Origin of the sequence: Methanobacterium subterraneum (assembly GCF_002813695.1) — an archaeon.
Lineage (GTDB): Archaea > Methanobacteriota > Methanobacteria > Methanobacteriales > Methanobacteriaceae > Methanobacterium > Methanobacterium subterraneum.
Map to the genome: position 1 here is coordinate 2,454,641 of NZ_CP017768.1, position 21,018 is coordinate 2,475,658.

The 21,018-nt window shown below is 39.3% G+C and carries 20 protein-coding genes and 1 pseudogene; 10 read left to right on the forward strand and 11 right to left on the reverse strand.

Features of this window, described 5'->3' with window-relative positions; translation table 11 throughout:
• Positions 1–22: 22 nt before the first annotated feature.
• Positions 23–493 carry a peptide-methionine (R)-S-oxide reductase MsrB gene (msrB, locus tag BK009_RS11975; RefSeq protein ID WP_100909666.1) on the reverse strand — a complete coding sequence of 157 codons (471 nt, stop codon included), beginning with the start codon at positions 491–493 and terminating at the stop codon, positions 23–25.
• Positions 494–725: 232 nt separating this feature from the next.
• Between msrB and BK009_RS11980 the strand changes: the two genes are divergently transcribed.
• Complete coding sequence (locus BK009_RS11980; RefSeq protein ID WP_100907454.1) at positions 726–1,541, forward strand: HEAT repeat domain-containing protein; 816 nt, start codon at positions 726–728, stop codon at positions 1,539–1,541.
• Between the two features lie 135 nt (positions 1,542–1,676).
• Here BK009_RS11980 and BK009_RS11985 read toward each other — a convergent pair whose 3' ends face one another.
• From BK009_RS11985 to BK009_RS12005, 5 genes are all read right to left on the reverse strand, one after another.
• Positions 1,677–2,327: a class I SAM-dependent methyltransferase gene (locus BK009_RS11985; RefSeq protein ID WP_100909667.1), complete on the reverse strand. Its 651-nt coding sequence runs from the start codon at positions 2,325–2,327 to the stop codon at positions 1,677–1,679.
• A gap of 272 nt (positions 2,328–2,599) precedes the next feature.
• Complete coding sequence (locus BK009_RS11990; RefSeq protein ID WP_100909668.1) at positions 2,600–4,294, reverse strand: sensor histidine kinase; 1,695 nt, start codon at positions 4,292–4,294, stop codon at positions 2,600–2,602.
• Positions 4,295–4,501: 207 nt separating this feature from the next.
• Positions 4,502–5,473, reverse strand: coding sequence for a P-II family nitrogen regulator (locus BK009_RS11995; RefSeq protein ID WP_100909669.1), 972 nt, complete (start codon positions 5,471–5,473; stop codon positions 4,502–4,504).
• A 557-nt stretch (positions 5,474–6,030) separates the two neighbouring features.
• A complete protein-coding gene (gene guaA, locus BK009_RS12000; protein WP_100909670.1) occupies positions 6,031–6,957 on the reverse strand; it encodes a glutamine-hydrolyzing GMP synthase in 927 nt (308 codons plus the stop codon).
• 236 nt (positions 6,958–7,193) lie between these two features.
• Entirely contained in the window at positions 7,194–7,763 is a 570-nt protein-coding gene (locus BK009_RS12005; protein ID WP_100904809.1) for a GMP synthase subunit A, read from the reverse strand.
• A gap of 231 nt (positions 7,764–7,994) precedes the next feature.
• On the opposite strand from BK009_RS12005, the gene BK009_RS12525 reads away from it, so the two are divergent.
• The 3 genes from BK009_RS12525 (at position 7,995) to BK009_RS12015 (ending at position 9,456) form a co-directional block, all read left to right on the forward strand.
• Positions 7,995–8,135, forward strand: coding sequence for a hypothetical protein (locus BK009_RS12525; protein ID WP_169032624.1), 141 nt, complete (start codon positions 7,995–7,997; stop codon positions 8,133–8,135).
• 113 nt (positions 8,136–8,248) lie between these two features.
• Positions 8,249–8,713 carry a DUF2124 domain-containing protein gene (locus tag BK009_RS12010; protein WP_100909671.1) on the forward strand — a complete coding sequence of 155 codons (465 nt, stop codon included), beginning with the start codon at positions 8,249–8,251 and terminating at the stop codon, positions 8,711–8,713.
• 131 nt (positions 8,714–8,844) lie between these two features.
• A complete protein-coding gene (locus BK009_RS12015; protein WP_100909672.1) occupies positions 8,845–9,456 on the forward strand; it encodes a DUF447 domain-containing protein in 612 nt (203 codons plus the stop codon).
• A 105-nt stretch (positions 9,457–9,561) separates the two neighbouring features.
• On the opposite strand, the gene BK009_RS12020 is transcribed toward BK009_RS12015, so the two are convergent.
• The 5 genes and pseudogenes from BK009_RS12020 to BK009_RS12040 all read right to left on the reverse strand — a co-directional run bounded on the left by BK009_RS12020 (position 9,562) and on the right by BK009_RS12040 (position 15,060).
• Positions 9,562–10,440, reverse strand: coding sequence for an MBL fold metallo-hydrolase (locus BK009_RS12020; RefSeq protein WP_100909673.1), 879 nt, complete (start codon positions 10,438–10,440; stop codon positions 9,562–9,564).
• Between the two features lie 88 nt (positions 10,441–10,528).
• Positions 10,529–12,145: an adenine deaminase gene (ade, locus tag BK009_RS12025; RefSeq protein ID WP_169923173.1), complete on the reverse strand. Its 1,617-nt coding sequence runs from the start codon at positions 12,143–12,145 to the stop codon at positions 10,529–10,531.
• A gap of 108 nt (positions 12,146–12,253) precedes the next feature.
• A pseudogene (locus BK009_RS12030) lies at positions 12,254–13,497 on the reverse strand (ornithine cyclodeaminase).
• Positions 13,498–13,738: 241 nt separating this feature from the next.
• The gene (gene speB, locus BK009_RS12035; protein ID WP_100909675.1) at positions 13,739–14,617 is read right to left on the reverse strand and encodes an agmatinase; all 879 of its coding nucleotides are present in this window, start codon (positions 14,615–14,617) and stop codon (positions 13,739–13,741) included.
• A gap of 53 nt (positions 14,618–14,670) precedes the next feature.
• Entirely contained in the window at positions 14,671–15,060 is a 390-nt protein-coding gene (locus BK009_RS12040; RefSeq protein ID WP_100904802.1) for a translation initiation factor IF-5A, read from the reverse strand.
• Positions 15,061–15,280: 220 nt separating this feature from the next.
• On the opposite strand from BK009_RS12040, the gene BK009_RS12045 reads away from it, so the two are divergent.
• The 6 genes from BK009_RS12045 to BK009_RS12070 all read left to right on the forward strand — a co-directional run bounded on the left by BK009_RS12045 (position 15,281) and on the right by BK009_RS12070 (position 21,008).
• On the forward strand, positions 15,281–15,724 hold the full coding sequence (locus tag BK009_RS12045; RefSeq protein ID WP_100904801.1) for a pyruvoyl-dependent arginine decarboxylase: 444 nt from the start codon (positions 15,281–15,283) through the stop codon (positions 15,722–15,724).
• A gap of 88 nt (positions 15,725–15,812) precedes the next feature.
• Positions 15,813–16,652, forward strand: coding sequence for a bifunctional fructose-bisphosphatase/inositol-phosphate phosphatase (locus BK009_RS12050; RefSeq protein WP_100907463.1), 840 nt, complete (start codon positions 15,813–15,815; stop codon positions 16,650–16,652).
• Entirely contained in the window at positions 16,652–17,488 is an 837-nt protein-coding gene (locus BK009_RS12055) for an NAD(+) kinase (RefSeq protein WP_100904800.1), read from the forward strand. Before BK009_RS12050 ends, BK009_RS12055 begins: the two co-directional genes overlap by 1 nt.
• Positions 17,488–18,987, forward strand: a complete 1,500-nt coding sequence (gene cfbE / locus BK009_RS12060) for a coenzyme F430 synthase (protein WP_100909676.1) — start codon at positions 17,488–17,490, stop codon at positions 18,985–18,987. Before BK009_RS12055 ends, cfbE begins: the two co-directional genes overlap by 1 nt.
• 198 nt (positions 18,988–19,185) lie before the next feature.
• Positions 19,186–20,058: a hydroxymethylbilane synthase gene (gene hemC, locus BK009_RS12065; protein ID WP_100909677.1), complete on the forward strand. Its 873-nt coding sequence runs from the start codon at positions 19,186–19,188 to the stop codon at positions 20,056–20,058.
• Positions 20,055–21,008: a Gfo/Idh/MocA family protein gene (locus tag BK009_RS12070; protein ID WP_100906670.1), complete on the forward strand. Its 954-nt coding sequence runs from the start codon at positions 20,055–20,057 to the stop codon at positions 21,006–21,008. Before hemC ends, BK009_RS12070 begins: the two co-directional genes overlap by 4 nt.
• Positions 21,009–21,018: the final 10 nt, after the last annotated feature.

The window sequence follows — 21,018 nt, forward strand, 5'->3', positions numbered from 1 at the left end:
GCGTGTAAGCTATAATGAATTATTATTTAACCTTTCGCCGGACAAGGTTAAGTGAAGCAGAATTCATGCAATAACGCAGACCAGTGGGTGCCGGACCATCATCAAACACATGGCCAAGATGAGCTAAGCAACGGGCACAAAGAACCTCAGTACGCACCATAAACAGGCTACGGTCGGTTTTGGTGGGGATGTTTTCAGGGGCCACTGGTGTCCAGAAACTAGGCCAACCAGTCCCTGAATCGAATTTGCTCTGGGAATCAAACAGATCAGTGCCACAACATACGCACTGGTAAATCCCATCTTCCTGACAATCATGGTATTTACCGGCGAAGGCCAGTTCAGTTCCATTTTTCCTGGCAACATCAAACTGTTCAGGAGTTAAAATATCTTCCCATTCTTCATCAGTCTTCACAACTCTTTCAACAAGTTTTATCTCCTTGGAACTTGCAAAATAGATAGGGATAACATCTTTTTTATGGGTTTCTTTTTTCATAAGTTGCCTCATAATCCTATATGATTTATAAACTGATAATCAATGGATTTTATAATGATATTATATTATTATTCTATAACTTTAAAGACTTAAACTAAACGAAACACTAAATTTTCATGAAATTTTTTGGAACTTGAAATATTACTTATCCTTAATTCTAATTTAAGGGCTTTTTCCAAAAAAAATTGAAATCCCCGAATTAACAGATGTATTAAAGTCGGTGTAGATCTTCATGGATGCTAATGAAAAAAGAAAGAAGGATAGGGAGAAAAGGGGGAAGATATCCCTGAAAGACACCTTACCCAATGTTGATTATTCAACGGAATCTTTAATTGAAATGTTAAAGGCAGATAATTCCCAGGAGAGAACTATTTCTGCAGTTATACTAAGGGATAGAATGGATAAAACCGCAATAAATCCCCTATGCATAGCACTGGAAAATGAAAAATCTCTTTATTCCCGGATTGCAATATCTGAAGCTTTATCTAATATGGGAGAACCCGCTGTGCCTTCCTTGATAAAACTTTTGGGAAAAATTGGTAATAATCAAGAAACAGAGCTCCCCACTAAATATTTTAAAAAAAAGAGCTTTCCACTAGTAAGAGACATGGCAGCCAGGACTCTGGTGAACCTTGGCAAACCGGCAACTCCATATCTAATAACTGTTCTGGACTATGGTAATGAATTCAAAGCTCAACAAGCCATTGATGCTTTAGGGGGAATTGCAGCCAAAACTGATGATAAAAGAGCATTACCCGTCCTGATAAAGGCTATTGATACGCATCATGATGAGAAAATCACATTTTGGAAAATAGTCAGGTCTTTAAGTGGTTTTAAAAATGATAATGGAGTAATAAAACCCCTAATCTTGGTTTTAAGAGGGGATCATGATCCTCCGATTATATGGGAAGCCCTGAGAAGTTTGGGTCAGATTAAAATTACAACCCCTGAGATTGTAAGCATTGCTGAATCATTTACCCATGACGAACACTCTGAAATAAATATAGCTGCTGAAAATACATTAAATATCTTAAAACGTTGCGAATAGATGGAGGCACTGTTCAAAGAATTTTATTAACATTTATTACAGGATAAATCTCCACATCACACCTTCTGTTCATGAATTATATTTTGGGGAATATAATTAAATACATTCTTGGTCTTGGCAGCAATAGGAATCGTTTTACCTTTTTTGACCGATGTAATAAAAACCATTGGATCTATTACCATTCATGGTGTTAAAAATAGTTTTTTCGAAATAAAGTTTTTTATAATCTTTGGTTAATCTTAAAATATGTTCAGTGGTGTGATGTCTTAAAACGACACCTTCTGGAAGTTTAAAAACTCCATAAACTCCATATCTATCTTCATATTTTTGGTAACGATTTAGATTTCTCTCATCATTATTTAGGAGAAAATCACTAATATACAAGATCCCATGGTCATTTAAAACCCTTGAAATTTCCAGAATCAATTCTTGCTGATGTTCGGTTTGGATATTACTGGTTAAAACTCCAATAAGGAGCACTGCATCAAATGTGTTATCTGGGAATGGTAGATCATCTCCGTTATTCTTGACCAGGTTAAGATAGGGGTGCAATTTTAAACCTCTCTTAATCATGCCCTGGGAGAAATCCACACCAGTCAAATTATTAAAACCATTTTCATGAAGTTCTTTTAGGGTTCTCCCGTAACCGCAACCCACATCCAGTATATCCATTTCCAGGGCTGCATATTTTTTAAACTTTTCCATGGGGAAAGGGGTGGGGAACTCTTTTTCCTCTGCCATTTCATCCCAGTATTTTTCCTGATGAGAAATTTTCTTATCACTCATATCATCCAGCCACCTTCAATTAGTTACCAGAGTTAGATTCAAAAAATATATCATATTCTAAACATGGTAGCAATCACCCTGTTCTAAAATTAACTATCTATTTTTTAATCTAAATCAACTCATTTTAAATCTTAATTACTCCTTTAAGTTCTAAGTTAATTAATTACAGATAAATTCATATTTGATTCTTGATATTTTTTTTAATCTATTTATGGGGCTAAATTAATATAAATTAAAAAATAAGAATGAACTATTTAAAAGGGATATTGGGGTTAAAATCTTTTTTTATATTCCAGCTCTTTGAATTTAACGATGAACCGGGTCCCATTATTAGTGTGCATTTCGATTTCACCATCTAATTGATTAACCAGATTATTTATCAGCTGAAATCCAAGAGTATCTGCTTTTTCAAAATCAACGTTTTCAGGAATTCCAATGCCATCATCACTTATCTTCAAAATGAATGAATCACCATCCCTCTTTAGATCCACAATGATCTCTCCTTCCTGGTGATGGGGGAAGGCATGGTTAACTGAATTGGCCACAATTTCATTAATAAGAAGGCCCAGGGGGATGGCGGTTTCCAGTTCCATGTTAATATCTTCCAAATTAACTGTAAGTTGCACACGTCCAGGATCACCAATATGGGAGGTTAGAAGCTCTTTGGTAAGATTCCGGATATATTCTGATAGATTAATGTGGGTGAAGTCCTGTGAACTGTAAAGTTCTTCATGGATGAGGGACATGGTTTTAACCCGGTTCTGGCTGCTTTCAAAAATCTCCATATCCCTTTTATCCTTAATATGTTGACTTTGCAGGCTCAGGAGGCTGGAAATGATCTGCATGTTGTTTTTCACCCTGTGGTGAAGTTCCCGTAATAGGAGCTCCTTCTCTTCCAGGGATGTTTTTAAATTTTCTTCAGCAGCCTTAAGGGAATGAATATTGGTCATACTAAATACCACACCATTATACTGATTTTCATCATCGAATAATGGATTTCCCAACGATTCAACCCATATGTAATTACCATCAGCCCTTCTGAATCTATGCTTCACTTCCCCTGGTAAATGGGAGATAGTAGCCTCCATGAACGCTGAGCTAACTTTAATCTGATCATCGGGATGGGTTAAATTAATAAATTGGTGTACGTTTTTACCCAGTATTTCACTGGGATCGTAGCCCAGAATAGTTTTAATGGAGGGACTGATATACTGAAATGTTCCATCTGAATCGATCTGCCCCACCACATTCAGCATGTTATTGGTGACAAGACTCAGGAGCTTTTCTCGTTTTTTAAGCTCTTTTTCAGCAATTTTATTCTGTAAAACAACAGAAGCGACGTTGAGGATGGGTTCTACAGTGTTGATGTTCAGTGGGTTACCTTTTTTTTTGGTTATTATGTTAACACTACCGAACATCTCACCCTTAAGGGAAAAACCCATTACATAGGTTTCATCTATACCAAATGCTTTTTCAAGCATATTATATGTTTTCTGTGGTAATTTACCTGCGGTGATGTAATATAAGCCATCATCCACCTTCTGCAACTTACCATTGGATAAGAAATTTTTAGCTTCCTGATCTAAAGTGTCTCTGGGAAAATGGAGATCTTTAATTTTCACCCCTGTTAACTTCTCAGCAAGGTCAACCATTCGATTCGTGGTTCCTATCACTTTATATACTTTTAGACTATCAGAATTTTCATCATAGGTAGAAATAATGATATAGGCATCTTTAACCACTTCCTGGAGTTTTTCCAGTATGTAATCGTAGATTTCTGATTCAGTGGGGAGACTCAATAGTTCCATCACCAGGGGTGATAAAAATTTTAAAGCATCCTGAAAAGGTTTATTTTCAGGTTTCAACAAATTAAAATCAGCCATATTCTCTTCTAATTCAGAATATAAATTCCTATATTTCTTTATTTCATCAATCAGTTGTTCTTTAGATCTTTCTTCATCATTCATGGATGATCATTGTGGGGGGAGATTTGTCAATAAAAATCTATAATAATTATATAATCTCTTAATATTATAATTATCGCCATCTCCCGGGAGATTCATTTAAAAATAGAATATAATATGGATTTATTAATTCCAAATCTCAGTGAAATGTGATAAATCCATTCAAAGGTAAAAATCTTATCTAAAACCCACGATTAATTAAAAATTATTTTAATCAACAGCGTTTTCTCCTCTTTCTGTTGTTCTGATTCGTATAACATCTTCTACTGGTGTGATGAATAATTTTTCGCTGACATCATCTGTTTTCACTACTTCCAGGGCCTGAATAGCATACTCAATTTCGTCCTGTTTAATGATCATCATCATCTCTACTTTTGGGGGTAATTCCATTTCATAAGTACTGCAACGGTAGGTTTCCATTTTCTGGTCACCTTTGTCATGATATTTAATATCGATAGTTGTTAGATTGGAAAAACCGAACTTTGCCATGGAATTTTTCACATTATCCAGTTCAATTGGGTGGAAAAAGAATCTTAATCTGTAGAAATCTGTTTCTAACGGTGTAGGGTTATCGTATTCAAGGGTTGTGTTGTTTTTGTGGGGTTCATTTTCGTAAATTTTGTTAACAAAGTTTACATTGTCTTCATCAGCTTGGAGGTCATTGTTGGTTTCTCTGGTTTGGTAATTCTCTAGTTTTTCATTTTCTTTTTTATAAGTGTCAATTAGTTTCAATAACATTTTCAGGCCGTCTCTTATACCTATTCCTTCCCGTGCAATGGTAGGGATAATTAAAACACCTTCAACATGAGTATCCATTTCAAATTCACTGAAATTATCTCTATTGGCGAATAAAACATGGGATATGTTCTCACCAGCAATTAAATCAATTATTTCCAGGTCAGCTTCAAAAATACCAATACTGCTTTCTACAAAAACAATAACCCCATCCACTTCTGATAATACCTGTTTTAGGGACACGAAATCAGGATAGCCTGGTGAATTGAATAAATAATTTTTCCCACCATCAATGCGAATTCTTCGATAATTAAAAATAGATAACTCAACTTCTTTGGGGGAGGAGTTATCACTAAAATAACTTATTATGGTTTCAGAGTTTTTGATGGAATTATAATTACATAAAATTACTATATTTTTAGCATTTCTTTGAGGTTCATTTTCCAATTAGGTCACCTTATCATGATTAATGTGTTAAAAATTTAAGAGGGCATTCAATTTTATGGGGCAAATATTATGGGGCTATTTTTAAGGATTAAACTTAGTTAAGGGCCTGTTAGACTTTAAATAAGCATGGGGGAACTAAAATCAAAAAATGGATGGAAAATATTAGCAGCCCTAATTGCTTTTTTTAAATGATTATTCCGGTTCCATTAACTCCTTAATAAGGTTATGATTTCAGGATTGTTTTTTTACTAGGATCTGACTTTCTACCACTCATTTTCATTGGTTCCAGGAAATCAACCCCCTAATGGAATACGGAAGCATACTTCCGATCAAACTGTTTGGATTTTTTTCCTTATAAACTTATCCTAACATTCATTCAAAAATCCAGAAAAATCACAATATGCTCGATAAAATATTATTTTCATTAAAATTAAGACATATTGAATATGAGGGTGTTACATTATTAGTTTTAGGGGTTAATTAAAAATAAAAATATTAGAAAAGAAAAAATTAGGGATTAAAGTCATGGAATATGATAAATTGGAGGGGATATGTTGTTAAGCAAGTTCAATGGTGCTAGGTGGCTTATCACTCACTGAAAGAGACACGTGGGTGACTTCTGGAATTTCAGCGGTTATTCTCCGGGATATTGTTTTCACCATTTCCCATGGAAGTTCTGGAACATCAGCAGTCATAGCATCCAGGGATTCAACCATCCTAAGGATTACCAGATATCCATAGTCCCTTATATCTCCCTTAACTCCTGTAACTTTGGTGTTGGTGAGGACTGCGAAGTACTGCCACAGTGTCTTATCCAAACCCTCCTTCTGCACTTCATCTTCCACAATGGCGTTGGCTTTGCGGGATATCTGAATTTTCTGAGGGGTTATCTTCCCAGCTATGCGTACGGCCAGGCCCGGGCCAGGGTAGGGTTGCCGGTTCACCATCTCCACAGGTAAACCCATTTCAGCCCCTATAATTCTTACTTCGTCCTTGTAAAGCTCCCTTATAGGTTCAACAACTTCCAAGACCATTCCGTGGGGCAGGGCAACGTTGTGATGAGATTTAATATCACCGTGGCTTTCGATCCAGTCCGGGGCAATGGTACCCTGCACCAAATATTCAGCACCTACCTTCTCAGCTTCCCTTTCAAAAACCCGGATGAAAACTTCCCCAATGATCTTTCTTTTCTCCTCGGGGTCTTCCACTCCTTCCAGTCTGCCCAGGAACTCTTCACTTGCATTGACGTATTTCAAGTTAAGCCTATCATGGAAAGTTTTTTGAACATAATCAGCTTCCCCCTCACGGAGGAGACCATGGTCAACGAATACTGCGGTTAAATTTTCTCCAATAGCGTTTGAAACCAGAACTGATGCTACTGAACTGTCAACACCACCGGATAAAGCAATTATTGCTTTTTTATCCCCGATAGTTTTTTTGATTTCATCTATGGATTCTTTAATAAAAGAAGACGGATCTAACATGTTTACCACTTATTCTCTGAATAATCTATACATTTTTTTTTAATCAATTTTTTGAAATTAAGCAACATACCCACTTTATTTCCTTACTTTAATTAATATTCCATTTAATTAGTACTTTTTTATAGGCATTGGATAATGAAATGAATTAAGCATTGTTTAAGAGATGATTTGGGAACTAAAACGAGGGTGATGGGTTAATCCCAGTTTTATGATTAGGAATTGCACATCACTTATGTTTAACGGGTTTTGGAATAATTCTGGCAAACCTCATAAAAATTCTCAAAAAGCCTTGGCCCTTCAGGGGTATGATATACTTCAGGGTGGAATTGTATCCCGTACAATGGTTTTTCCTGATGTTTCATGGCTTCAATATCACAGATGGGTGATGATGCCAGAATTTTAAATTCAGGAGGGAGTTTGGTAACTTCATCTTTATGGGAAGCCCATACATCCAGTTGAGGTCCCAGTCCCTTGAAGATGTCGTTTTCATCCTGAATGTTAATCTGAATCTGAGCGTAACTTTCCGAGCCAGCAGAACCAATCTCGCCTCCATAAGCCTGGGCTATAATTTGATGCCCAAGGCAGATGCCTAAAATGGGGTAATCCAGCTTTTTGACGTATTCTATGCTATTTGCAGATCTTTCCACCGAGGGTCCGCCTCCCAGAATCAAGCCCAGAGGTTTTTTATCCTCAATTTCCTCCAGACTGATGGTATTGGGCACCAGCTCGGATGGTATTTTCAAGTAGTGCAGGGTCCGGTGAATACGATGATTGTACTGTCCGTGATTATTAACCACTAATATCATTTTATTTATCCTCTTATTAATTATTTAATTAATTTAATTCCTATTTTGGCCTTATAATCTGATTTAGGGCACATTCATTGAAACTTCATATAATATTATATGCTCCTAATTCTATTATATTTAAATTACAAATAGGTGGTATACCAGCTTTTTTTAATTAATTAACCATTTTCCAGCCGGGCAATTCTTATATGGAAATATTTTTATGTTAAAATGGCAATATAGAAAAATATGGAACTTCGAGATATCTTACTCATACTGGTGGCCCTGGTGCTGGCAGTGGTTTTCTTCTACTTATTCATATGGTTACTTCCAGTTATAATTATACTGGTGATAGCCTATGTCATATATATATTTTTGAAGGGATCCTGAGATTATAATGAGCATTTCGCTTTAAATGTCCTTGAATTTCAGAATCTAGTGTTTACTTTTATTAATTTTCTAATAAACCCATTTATATTTCAAATGGGTATACCGGTGATACAATGAGAGAAACAGAAAAATTCAGAGGATTAAATGGAAACCTGATGGCTTTCAAGAAAGAAGTAGAAGACGCAGACAAAGTAACCTTTGTAGGAATTCCAGGTGTTTGCAGCCCCTTTGCAGAACTTTTTGCCTATGTAATCAGAGATAAAGAATCTGTTTTCGTGTCCAAAACTGATCTGGATACAACTCGCAAAATTGAACGCACCCCCTTGGGTATGCAGTTCACAGAAGAAGCAAATCCAAGTAGCAGTGTGGTGGCTCTTTTAGGTGGGCTTTCAATGCCACAGTACGAGGTAAATCTTGCCGATGTACAGGACATGGTTAAGGAAATCCTCAAACCAGGTGGAAAACTCATAGGGCTATGTTATATGAATATGTTTGAGAAAGCAGGTTGGGATGAGAAAATAGACTTTGACTGTATAATTAACGGTGTTCTTAACGGGGAGATATATAAAAGGGATTAATGGGCATTGTAGATAAATAAATTAAGACAAGATACAATACAATTCAATTAACATCTTTTTATTCAACATATTCTTAAATTGGATTAAATTTTTATTGAATGAAGGGATGACTAAAAAAGGATTTGATTAACATGTTAGGTCTTTATTCACTGGATATGGAGAAAGGTCTCCTTTATGAGACTATAGTCACCACCAAAAACCCGGATGGAACTCCCAACGCAGCACCAATTGGAGTCATCTGTAAAGCGGATGATGAGATCGTTTTCTATCTCCATAAGGGATCCAAAACCTTTGACAATGTGCAACATGAAAAGAACTTCCACGTGAACATACTAAATGATCCCATGGTTTTTGTAGAATCCACCATAGGAAATCTGGAAATTGCCGAATTCCAGGCTGATGATGGAGGATTCTTTATTAAAAGTGCTGAGGCCTTTTTCAGGGCTGAAGTCACCCATGAAAAACTGGTTCAACATAAGGATCATCTGGGAACCTCCATCACCAACGTGATTAGGGCCAGGGTTAGGGATGTTGTAAAAAACCAGGAACATGTCCAACCATTAAACCGGGCCATTTACGGGATAATCGAAGCCCTAGTGTATCTCAGCAGAATAGATATTGTATCTGAAGATGAAAAAAAGGCATACCTGGATCAGATAAGTGAAATCTCCCGGGTTGTGAACAAGGTTGGTTCTGAAGATCATAAACAAGCCATGAAGAAGATTTTAGAATCCCTTGAATAATAGTATATTTTAAATCCATTTATTATTTGGATGGAATTATCTTTGGATGGATATATGGGAATAAATTACAAGTACGCCCAATATTTATCTGATGTCTTTATTGAATTAAAAATAAAATTCCTTTCGTCTTGCTTCCAGTAAATATGGTTCTTTACCCAGAAGCTCCGATGCTACTAATATTTCACCCATTGATTCTTCCTTCACAGTCTTTATAAAATCAAAACAGCGAAGATCCCTTAAAAGATGATGATCAACTACTACCTTTGGAATTTCCTGGCATATTTCAATCAGATTTTTCTGTGCAAATTCCACATCCTCTTTTTCCAGGGCAAAACCCTCCAGATAAATTGGTGGACCGCTTAAAATTAGAGTATCCGGGTTTTCATTGAGTATAATTTCCTTTGCTATTTCTGACATAGGCCCCTGCACATCAGAGGCGTGCATTAACTTCTGGTTTTCCCATTCAATGGTGGTAGTTATAACAAAGCCCAAACGGCTTCCTTCAACACCGTGGGGGATGGCTTCTGAAAATCTAAGGTGAGTATCCCCTACTTGGAATGAATTACCATCGGCATAATGGATGTCCCGAGCTCCTAAATGTTTCAAATTCTTCAAAAAGTCCCTGGCCCGTTTTTGTTGACTTTTATTTATATGGGATGTGGGGTGTTTTATGAATAATTTTTTCCCCTGGTACATCTCCTCAGCATACTGGGGTGATGAGTCCAGGTATCTTCCTAAACTAAAGGGAGTGAAATGATCATGATGGTAGTGGCTGGTAGTCAAAATATTTGCCTTTGCAGCGTATTCCTGCACCCTGGCTCTGGTTTCATGGAGTGCGTCGAATTCATCCTTCCAGGGAGGGAATCCAAACCTTTTGGGGGCTATGGATGTCCCGGGGTCAATGAGTGTCCTCTGGTCAGTTTCCACGAAGGTGGCCATGGACCTCACACCCATACTTTCAAAGGCCAGTGGTACAATATTCATTCAAAATACCCCTTTTTGCACTGTTCTGTTGATTTTCATTATTAATTTGAAATCTACATTTTTCATTATTAATTTAACTTCGGCTGATTCATTTAATAACATCCACAAACTGGAAACTTCCCACATCGAATAATCCCTGATCACTGATTTTAAGTTGTGGAATCACCAGTAGTGCCATGAAGGACATGGTCCTGAATGGTGAAACCAGTTTACAGCCCATATCCTTAACCACTTCATGTAACAGGTTCATCTGGAGAGATACCTCATCTGCACTCATGGTGCTCATGAGACCGGCTACTGGCAGTTTAAGAGAATGAATATCATCATCACAAACTGCAACCAGCCCGCCTCTGTTATTTTTAAGGGTGTTAACTGCCAAAGCCATATCTTCACTACTGGTACCAACCACGATGATATTATGGGAGTCATGGGCCACACTGGATGCAATAGCACCTTTATCAAGACTGAAACCATTCACAAATCCATTGGCCACGTGATTATTTCCGTATCTTTCCACCACTCCAATTTTCAGAACATCCTGTTCAGGGTCTGCTTTTAAGGCACCATCCACAATCTCTAAATTAGCTTCAGATTCCTCGGTGAGAAGCTGGCCCTCCATCACTTTAATAACTCTCACTGTGGCATTCCCAGTTCTCATGGGATTTATTTCAAAATCAGATGGTTTTAATGTCTTTAAATGGAATGTATTTTCTATGGGGAGTGGTTTGACATTGAAAAGAGCCTTACCTTCACGAGCAACCAGTTCACCATTGATAAAAACCTTTTTAACATTGAAATTTTCCAGATCATTCACCAATATCAGATCTGCTCTTTTACCAGGACTTAACAAACCAGTATCCAGATTATAATGGGTTGAAGGGTTCACAGTGACCATACGGATGGCTTCTACAGGATCAATTCCCAGTTGCACTGCCTTTTTAAGGGTATGGTTGAGATGTCCCTTTAGTAGGTCTTCTGGGTGGCGGTCATCAGATACCAGGAAATCACCACCCACTTTCCACAGTTCTTCCAGGTTCTTGGCTGATGATCCTTCCCGGATCATTATCTTCATCCCTAACCGTTTCTTCTCCATGGCCTCCTCCATCACGCTGCACTCGTGATCAGTGGATATGCCAGTACCTATGTACTTACATAGATCATCACCGGAAAGGAGGGGTGCATGGCCATCAACAGGTTTTGAATATTGGTGGGCGATTTTGATCTTCTCCAGAACAGTTGGGTCTTCCCCCACCACTCCTGGGAAGTTCATCATCTCCCCCAGTGCCACCACATCATCCAACTGGAGGAGTTCATCAATTTCTCTAGGTCCTAAAACTGCTCCAGAGGTTTCAAAGGGTGTTGCAGGTACACAGGAGGGTGCGGTGAAAAAGAAACGGAGGGGAACGGTACTGGCATCATTCATCATGTATTTGATCCCGGATATTCCCAGGACATTGGCAATTTCATGGGGATCCGCCACTACGGCGGTGGTTCCATGGGGCACCACGGCCTCTGCAAAACGGGAGGGAGTGAGCATGGAACTTTCAATATGGATGTGGGCATCAATAAAACCTGGGAGGATGTAGTTTTTAAACTCCTCATCCACTTCCCGTATGCATTTAATCAGACCACCCTGAATTTCCACCTCTGCCGGGTAGATCTCTTCTGTGAAAAGGTTTAATAGGTTTCCTTTAAGCATGTACATCCCCTCGTGGGTTTAACCTCGTGTTGAGCTATTTTTTCAGGTAATACCTAGTATCAATCTTTGGTTAATATCATTTTACATATATATTGTAATTTTTAAAAAAAAGAATTAAATGTGTATTTTTTTATCATCATCCATATGATTAATTTCATGATAAAGCATGGGCAAGAAGGCCCCAACATCGGTAACAATACCCAGTACTTGGGCACTGCCACGATCACCAAGTTTGGTCACGGTTGCTGGGTTGATATCCACACAGATGCTCTTAACCTGGGAGGGGAGCATGTTTCCAACGGCTATGGAGTGGAGCATGGTGGCGATCATGATCACCATATCCACACCAGGAACATACTTCCTCATTTCATCCTGGGCCTCAATAACATCGGTTATAACATCGGGGAGGGGTCCATCATCCCGTATGGAGCCGGCCAGTACAAATGGTACATCATTCTTCACACATTCATACATAACTCCCTTTTTAAGCACACCCTGCTCCACGGCATCTCGTATGGAGCCCGCCTGGTTGATCTGGTTGATGGCGTAGATGTGGTGGCGGTGTCCCCGTGCCACAGCTTCACCAGTCTTCACACAGATTCCAAGGGATGTTCCGTAGAGTGCGCTTTCAATATCGTGGGTGGCTAGGGCGTTACCAGCAAATATAACATCAATTAATCCTTCTTTAATCATTTTAGCCAGCACTGGACCGGAACCAGTGTGGATAATGGCTGGCCCTCCAACCACTGCGATCTTACCTCCACGACTTTTAACTTCCCGTACTTCCTTGGCAATGCTTTTAATGAGTGTTCTGAGGGGTTTTTCAGAGGATGCTCCACTCCCCATGAATTCAAACATTCCCTTTTTACCCCTGGGTCTTTGGGGGGCCATAACCTTAATTCCTTCACGGCCCACCACCACCAGGTCACCTTTTTCTATCCTTCCAATGGGTTTAATTATGGCTTGGGGTGTTTCAGGGTCAACCACAATCATACAATCCATTTCAATGTTTTCTACAGGTATCCATTCGTTCTGGAAGCGGATGAAGGTTGGATGGTTGGTGGTTGAATAAAAATCTGCAGGCAGGGTTTTATCCTTGCTGGCTGCCTCTAGATTAACTTCACGAATCTCCACTACCATGGCCCCAATTTCAGCCAGTTCATCTAAAATTTCACCCAAAAGAGATTCACTATCTGCTGAAACTTTAATCCTGGCCAGGCTGGTGTCTTTTTTACGTTTACCCACTTCAAATTCCAGTATCTGGAAGTCACCCCCATGTCCATAATAAGGTCCAGGGCCCGGGGAAGGGTAAGTGAGTCAATAATGTGTCCAGTAAGCTTAACTTCACGGTTGTACATTTACATCCTCCTATTTTACAAAACCAAGGATCATTTATTCTTCATATCTTGGGAATAATCTCTGGTTCAAATTTATCAGTTGAATCTCAATTTTTACCTATGAACTAAAAATGTAATCATCTTTAAATTCTATTATCTCTAAATATTTGGCTGGATATCTATAAATATTTATACGATATTTGAAAAAAGACCATATCCTAAAAAATAAATCAATTAAACACGTAAAATTTTGTTTTATATTTTATTGCAAGAATAAGAAATCTAAAATTGTTTTAGCAGCATTAATTGAGGTGGTATCTCCAATAGAGTTTGATGAAACCTCAACCACGTCAAATCCAATGACTTTTTTCCCTTCCAGTGCAAAGATAAGTTTTTCCAGATCACGGGGATTCAATCCCCCTGGTGTGGGAGTACCAACAGTAGGGGCATAGGCCGGGTCAAGTACATCTATGTCCACGGTAACGTAGATGGGACCTTTTATCTGGTTGATGGTTTTTTCCATTCCTGAAATATTATCCTGGGCTGTGTGATAATCTATTCCATTATCCCGGGCAAAATCTCTTTCTTCCTCGGAAGCAGAACGTATCCCCATTTGAATTATATTTCGGGGTTCAAGGTCATGTATCCGTCGCATAACCGTGGCATGGGAATATTTCTCCCCCATATAATCGTCCCTGAGATCCATATGGGCATCCAAATGGAGAATAGTAATATCCTGCATATTATGGGTCACGGTAGTGTCATATGACTTCAAAACACCATAAGTGATGCTATGTTCTCCTCCAATGGTTATGGGGGTGATATTATCTTCTAAAATGGATGATACTACTGATTCCAGATTTGTACAAGTTTTCTGGAAGTTTCCGGGAACAGATTCCAGGTTTCCAATATCCTGAACAGTGACGTTCAAAGTCTTATCCAAAAATAGGTTATGTCTTTCAAAGTTGTAGGAGGCTTCCCTCACAAAGAGAGGCCCGTAACGTGCTCCTGGTTGGTAAGTGGTGGTGCTGTCAAATGGCACACCCAAAATACCAAAAAGGGGTTTATCATTTGAAGGGGAGTAATCAGGCTCTGCCTGTGAAAAAGCAAATTTAAGAGGATTTTCAGTATGTAAATACATTATCTGAATCCTCATTAATATCTTTAAAAATCAATATAAATTTCTCATGAGGTTTATTTAATCCTCATGAGTTTTTTGTTACCCATGGCTACAATGTAACCTACTTCTGCCCCTTCAATCAGTTTGTCACTGAGATCGTCTGGTATTGGGACTTCGAAGGTCTCGTAGGTCTCCAGGTCCATGAGCTGGATATCGCTACCCATCAAGGCCAGTACCTGGGCAGTTCGTTTATCAATTATAGGGACTTCTATTTTAGCATCTACTGGTTTTACCAGACCTCTTTTTTGATTGTCAAATACGCCAATAGCATCCACCCGTGCCTTTGCTGCTCCGTGTTTTCCAGGGGATGAAGTCTGAATACTCACTACTTTAGATGCTTCACCATCCAGTACCACATATTTACCTACTTTAAGAGTTTTAACTTCCACTACCTTAGTTGACATGCTATTTACCTCCGTATTATCATGTATAAATTTCTGATCCATTAGGGGATCCATAAATTTTTAGAACCTAGAAATAGAATCTATTACATTAGTATAACTCTGCTATTATTATAACTCTACTTGCAGGGTATAAATATATTTATAGATACCTCTCTCTGATATAGAAATGCCTATATTTTTTTCCCTATTTAAATTTTTAAGTGAATTTTAAAGTGATATGATGAAAGTTTCAATAACATCTGGAAAATCAGAAGGACCCAGCAGACTAAACGCCTTTGACAACGCCCTATTACAGGCAGGCATAGGTGATGTGAACCTCATACCAGTATCCAGCATCCTTCCTAGAGATACGGAGATAGTAGAACTCCCTTACATTAAAGAGGGGGAAATGGTGAATTGTGTCCTATCTTGTGCACATTCAAACCAGTCCGGAGATTTAATAACTGCTGTGGTGGCAGTGGCTACCTCTGATAAATTTGGATGTGTGGTGGAACACTCTGGAGTGAATCAGGACCCTGACTTGATCAAAGAGGAAGCAGAGAACATGGTACGGTATATGATGCAGGTAAGGGATCTTACCATCAGGGAAATTATCATAGCACATGAAAGTCATAAAGTTAAAAAGGAAGGGGTGGCACTGGCTGCAGTGGTATATCTGGGATAATCTTTGACTACTTACAAATCAAATTAATAGTTTAACGTGTTTTATTTAGTTAGGGCCCTTAATTCAAGGGCTGAAGGAGGAGGGTATCATGGATGGAGAAGATCAGAAATTTTGGGGTGAAGTGTGTCAGGATTTAATTGAAGAATCTCAAAGGGCAATTTCTCCCTTAATTGGGTCTCAGAAGGGTGGGGAAATAGTTAAAATGGGTGCTGATGGAACTCCTACTACTCTTATTGATTTGGTGGCAGAAAACAAGGTTTTGGAAGTTCTGGAAGGAGTTGGCAGACCTCTGACTCTCATCAGTGAAGAAATTGGTGAAGTTAACATTGGTGAAGGTCCTCCTGAAGCAGTACTGGTCTTAGATCCATTGGATGGTACCAGCAATGCCGTAAAGAATATACCGGCCTACGGTATTTCCGTAGCAGTGGCACCCATCCCTCCCGGCCATAAGGGACCTCTAACTATTAAAGATATCCAGATGGGTGTGGTTAAAAATTACGCCACTGGTGATATTTACAGTGCAGTGAGGGGCAAAGGAGCTTTTAATAACGGTAAAAGTCTCAAACCCTCTCCTAAACAGGATTTATCACACATATCTTTAGGGGCTTACGTTTACAGGATGGACATGGGGAAAATAGAGGTTCTATGTAAAAGTGTAAGGCGAATGAGAATTATGGGGGCAGTAGCCATTGAAATCTCTTACGTTGCTGATGGAACCTACGATGCATTTGTTGATGTAAGGAATAACTTGAGAGTGGTGGATGTTGCCGCAGCCAAGCTTATCCTGGAAGAAAGTGGGGGGATCGTTACTGATTCTGATGGAAAATCCCTTAATGGGACGTTGAACGTTATGGAGAAAACTTCCCTTGTAGCTACTTGTAATACAGTTATTCATGAAGAAATAATGAAAATACTGGAGGGGATTTAATGATCATGGGTTTGGTTGCTCGTAGTGATGTGAAGGGGGCAGTGGAGCTTGCTTTGAAAATTGCTGACTTTTTAACAGAAAAAAAGGTAGATATTTTATTGGACATGCCCCTAGCAATGGAACTGGAAAAATACCAGGATCAAAGGTGTGAACTGGAAGAAATGGATGTGGATATGGTAATTGCTATAGGGGGGGATGGAACCATACTCCGCACCCAGAGCTTCATCAGCCACAAAAAAATCCCCTTAATTGGAATTAATATGGGAACAGTGGGATTTTTAACAGAAATAGATCCTGAAAATGCTTTTACTGCCATCGAGGAAATCCTTGCCGGAAATTATTTTGTGGAAAGGCGAAACCAGCTTCTGGTGTGGCACAACCATGAGTTACCTCCCGCCCTAAACGAGGTGGTGCTCATGACCCGCAAACCCGCCAAAATGCTCCACATCCAGATCAGTGTGGATGATGAGATAATGGAGGAGCTTCGTGCTGATGGATTGATAATTGCCACACCAAGTGGATCCACAGCGTATTCTATGTCGGCAGGCGGCCCAATTATTGATCCAAAGGTCAAAGCATTTATAATAGTCCCCATATGCCCATTTAAGTTAGGGGCTCGACCCACAGTTGTTTCCGATGAAAGTATCATCAAGGTCAAACTCCTCCGCGAAGGTAAAAAGGCCGTAGCAGTTATTGATGGGCAGTTCGAGGAGGAAATAAACTACATGGACGAGATCATCTTCCGCAAATCAGATAACTGTGCATACTTCGTCCGCCTCACCAAAGATTTCTACCGAAAAGTTCGAGAAAAGTTGACCCAGGGTGGAATCAGTTAATGAACGTTCTCATAGTGGACATGACCCATGGGGGGACCATACTGGCCCATGAATTTTCAAAAAAACAGAACTGTAATGTCTTTGCATGGGATATTTACCACACTCTAACTGAAGAAGATATATCCCAACTTGAAATCCAAGGAATTGAACTGGTTGATGAATCATTTTACCACCAACTGTTCAATGAAAAACTTCCTTCTGCTGATGATAAATCGGAAATACTGGTTGTAGCACCGGTGCACTGTAGATTACTTCACCCTCCTCACATGACCCATCACCAGGCAGTGGGATACCTCCTGAAAGATGACATAAAGGTACCGATTATCGAGATTACTGGAGTTAAGGGTAAAACCAGTACAGCAGCCATGCTTAAGGAGATATACTGTGATAAAAATCCTCTGATACTCAGCAGTCTGGGTGTGGAAGTGGTGAAGGATGCCAAAGGGATCACTCTGAAGAAGGACATCAGCATAACTCCGGCCAGTATTGTAACTGCATGGAGAATGGCACAGGAATTCTATAATGATAAAATTCCAGGGGTGGGCGTCTGTATATTTGAAAGTTCCCTGGGGGGCACCGGAATGGCAGATGTGGGAATCATCACTAACATTGCCGAGGATTATACCATTGCCCATGGAAGTAGTAGTGCCAGTAAAGCCAAACTCCAGATGTTTGAAAGCAAAATAGTGGTCTGTGATATTGATTCTTACCATGAAATTTATTATCCTCATTCTTCAGCATCCCAACCGTCTTCAGCATCCCAACAATCTTTTCATCAATCTTCCCCATTTTCTCGATCTCAATTAGCTCATGGTTCTTCACCATCTCTCCATTTACCTGTAAAAACAGCTAACACATTCTCCATTGAAGAGGGGGAAAATGATAATGCTAATGTTAAGGCACACCACATCCATTATGAACTCCATAAAACCTCATTTTTCGTGGAAGTAACTGATCTTAAAATGGCCGATGGGGAATTATTAAACACTTCATTTGAAGTTTCCACATTTGCACCAGCCCAGCATCACCTGGAAAACACACTTTCTGCAATAACCGCCAGTTTATCACTGGGAACTCCCATAGAATCCATAGTCAAAGGTCTGGAAAACTTCAGAGGGTTACCTGGTAGAACTTCCCTTCTTAAAATTAGGAAAATGACAATTATTGAAGAAATTAATCCTGGTATTAATGTTACCGCAGTGAAAAAAGCAGTTGACATGGTAAAAAATTATGAAAAACCGGCCCTGATCCTGGGGGGAAGTTACGGAGTAACCTGTGAAGAAATTGATGAAGAATCCCTCTCAAACTTCTTAGATCATCTAGATGATGTCTTCTTAATATTAACCGGGGACTTGGGCCTTAGTTTACGAGAAAAAATGGTAAAAAGTCCTGTTTATCATGATAAGATAGAAATGGCAATTAATCATGTAAAAGATGAGGGATTGGAAAATATATTGCTCATATACCGTTCCAATTTTAGAGAATTAAGCAGAAGATAACAGATGATAGGATAACTTTAAATCTTTCCACGATAAACAGAGTAGATGGTTAATTTTTCCCATGACAACATTTATTAAAGATCATAGGAAATCAATCAACTAAGGATTCTTATACTGTCTGCTCTTAGGCAGCAGCTTTTAAATGACAAACTTTCATGACTCAAATTCAGTAAATTCGCCACACTCGGAGATGATGCATTGCAGGTAGGTACAAGGGGAAGCAGTCTGGCCATGGTTCAAACTAAAAACATAATCAGTTCTTTAAGAAATATAACCGATGAAAAAATAGATATAAAAATAATAAAAAGTACCGGGGACAAAATAAAGGACTCTCAACTTTACAATATAGATGTGAAGGGAATATTCACCAAAGAACTTGATAAAGCAGTGCTTGAGGAAGAGGTTGATTTTGCGGTGCACAGTTTGAAAGACCTTCCCAGTGAATTAAATGATGATCTGGAGATTATGGCAGTCCCCCCACGAGAATCACCACATGATGCACTGGTATCATCCTACAAATGGGAAGAACTTCCAGAAGGAGCAACACTAGGGACCAGTAGTATCCGAAGAGAAGCTTTCTGCAAGTATCATCAGAAAGATGTGGATATACAGCCAATCCGGGGTAACGTAGAAACTCGCATAAGAAAAGTGGAGGCTGGTGAATATCAGGCCACACTTATAGCTGAAGCGGGTCTAAAAAGATTGGGACTTACTGATCACATTCAGCAAAGATTTTCATTGGATTATATAACCCCTGCTGCCGGTCAGGGGGCACTGGCAGTTGTCGCTCGAAAGGACACTGATAAAAAAAAGGTATTAAATGCATTGAACCACAAGAAATCTTATCTAGAAATCACAGCCGAAAAGAAAGTATTAGAAGTACTCGGTGTAGGTTGCCAATGGCCTCTGGGAGTTTGTGCCCAGGCACAGGGAGATGAACTGGAGCTTCAGACAATTTTACTCACCAAAGAAGGCGAACTCGTCTCTAAACATCGTATGAGAGGCCCAATAAGTCAGGCGGAAAACATAGGTCTTGAAATTGCCAATCGCATGGGAGATGATTGCCAGTGAAAAAGTTAAACGTGGGAGTTGTTGGTGTAGGGGCCATGGGCCACAACCACGTAAGGGTGTACACCCGACTGAAAAACGCCAACCTTCTAGCAGTCTCTGACCTCATGAAAGGCACCCTTGCGGAGGTATCAAAGAAATACAATACTGTAGGGTTTGTTGATTATGATAATGTGCTTAAAATGCCAGAAATAGATGCAGTGAGTGTTTGTGTCCCCACCACCTACCACTACGAAGTAGTGATGAGTGCCATAGAACAGGGAAAACACGTTCTGGTGGAAAAACCAATAGCATTCACCCTTAAAGAGGCCAAGGACATGGTACGGGCCGCCAGAAAAGAGGGAGTTAAACTGGCAACAGGCCATGTGGAACGGTTCAACCCGGCAGTTCTAGAGGCTAAAAAGCTCTTAAGGGACAAACTTATAGGTGAAGTGGTTTCAGTATCTGCAAAAAGAGTGGGACCATTCCCCCCAAGGATAAAGGATGTGGGGGTAACCATAGATCTGGCCATCCATGAGGTGGATGTAATGGCCTACCTATTGGATAGCCCGGTTTCCAAGGTTTACGCCCATGTAGGCAGCCGACTGGAAAAATGTGAATATGAAGACCACGCCGAGATCATGATGGAATTCTACAACAACGCCATTGGTATGCTGGAAGTCAACTGGCTCACACCATACAAAAAACGGCAACTGGAAGTCACGGGAACCGATGGAATAATCTCCCTGGACTACATAGACCAGACTGTAGAGATTTTCGGTAAAAACGCCAGAAATGTCAGGGTACCCCACCACGAACCCCTCATGGAAGAATTGGATTCATTCTTAAATGCAATTATGCTGGATGAAAAACCAAAAATAACCGGGGAAGATGGAATACATGCTCTTAAAACAGTTCTAGCAGCAATGAAATCCGCCAAAGAGAAAATTCCAGTTAAAATTGATATTGATTAAATATTCACAA

Excerpts from the sequence above, each read along its gene's own strand:
- msrB (WP_100909666.1), bottom strand. The coding sequence starts at position 493 with ATGAAAAAAGAAACCCATAAAAAAGATGTTATCCCTATCTATTTTGCA.
- BK009_RS11980 (WP_100907454.1), top strand. The coding sequence starts at position 726 with ATGGATGCTAATGAAAAAAGAAAGAAGGATAGGGAGAAAAGGGGGAAG.
- BK009_RS11985 (WP_100909667.1), bottom strand. The coding sequence starts at position 2,327 with ATGAGTGATAAGAAAATTTCTCATCAGGAAAAATACTGGGATGAAATG.
- BK009_RS11990 (WP_100909668.1), bottom strand. The coding sequence starts at position 4,294 with ATGAATGATGAAGAAAGATCTAAAGAACAACTGATTGATGAAATAAAG.
- guaA (WP_100909670.1), bottom strand. The coding sequence starts at position 6,957 with ATGTTAGATCCGTCTTCTTTTATTAAAGAATCCATAGATGAAATCAAA.
- BK009_RS12005 (WP_100904809.1), bottom strand. The coding sequence starts at position 7,763 with ATGATATTAGTGGTTAATAATCACGGACAGTACAATCATCGTATTCAC.
- BK009_RS12525 (WP_169032624.1), top strand. The coding sequence starts at position 7,995 with ATGGAACTTCGAGATATCTTACTCATACTGGTGGCCCTGGTGCTGGCA.
- BK009_RS12010 (WP_100909671.1), top strand. The coding sequence starts at position 8,249 with ATGAGAGAAACAGAAAAATTCAGAGGATTAAATGGAAACCTGATGGCT.
- BK009_RS12015 (WP_100909672.1), top strand. The coding sequence starts at position 8,845 with ATGTTAGGTCTTTATTCACTGGATATGGAGAAAGGTCTCCTTTATGAG.
- BK009_RS12020 (WP_100909673.1), bottom strand. The coding sequence starts at position 10,440 with ATGAATATTGTACCACTGGCCTTTGAAAGTATGGGTGTGAGGTCCATG.
- ade (WP_169923173.1), bottom strand. The coding sequence starts at position 12,145 with ATGTACATGCTTAAAGGAAACCTATTAAACCTTTTCACAGAAGAGATC.
- speB (WP_100909675.1), bottom strand. The coding sequence starts at position 14,617 with ATGTATTTACATACTGAAAATCCTCTTAAATTTGCTTTTTCACAGGCA.
- BK009_RS12040 (WP_100904802.1), bottom strand. The coding sequence starts at position 15,060 with ATGTCAACTAAGGTAGTGGAAGTTAAAACTCTTAAAGTAGGTAAATAT.
- BK009_RS12045 (WP_100904801.1), top strand. The coding sequence starts at position 15,281 with ATGAAAGTTTCAATAACATCTGGAAAATCAGAAGGACCCAGCAGACTA.
- BK009_RS12050 (WP_100907463.1), top strand. The coding sequence starts at position 15,813 with ATGGATGGAGAAGATCAGAAATTTTGGGGTGAAGTGTGTCAGGATTTA.
- BK009_RS12055 (WP_100904800.1), top strand. The coding sequence starts at position 16,652 with ATGATCATGGGTTTGGTTGCTCGTAGTGATGTGAAGGGGGCAGTGGAG.
- cfbE (WP_100909676.1), top strand. The coding sequence starts at position 17,488 with ATGAACGTTCTCATAGTGGACATGACCCATGGGGGGACCATACTGGCC.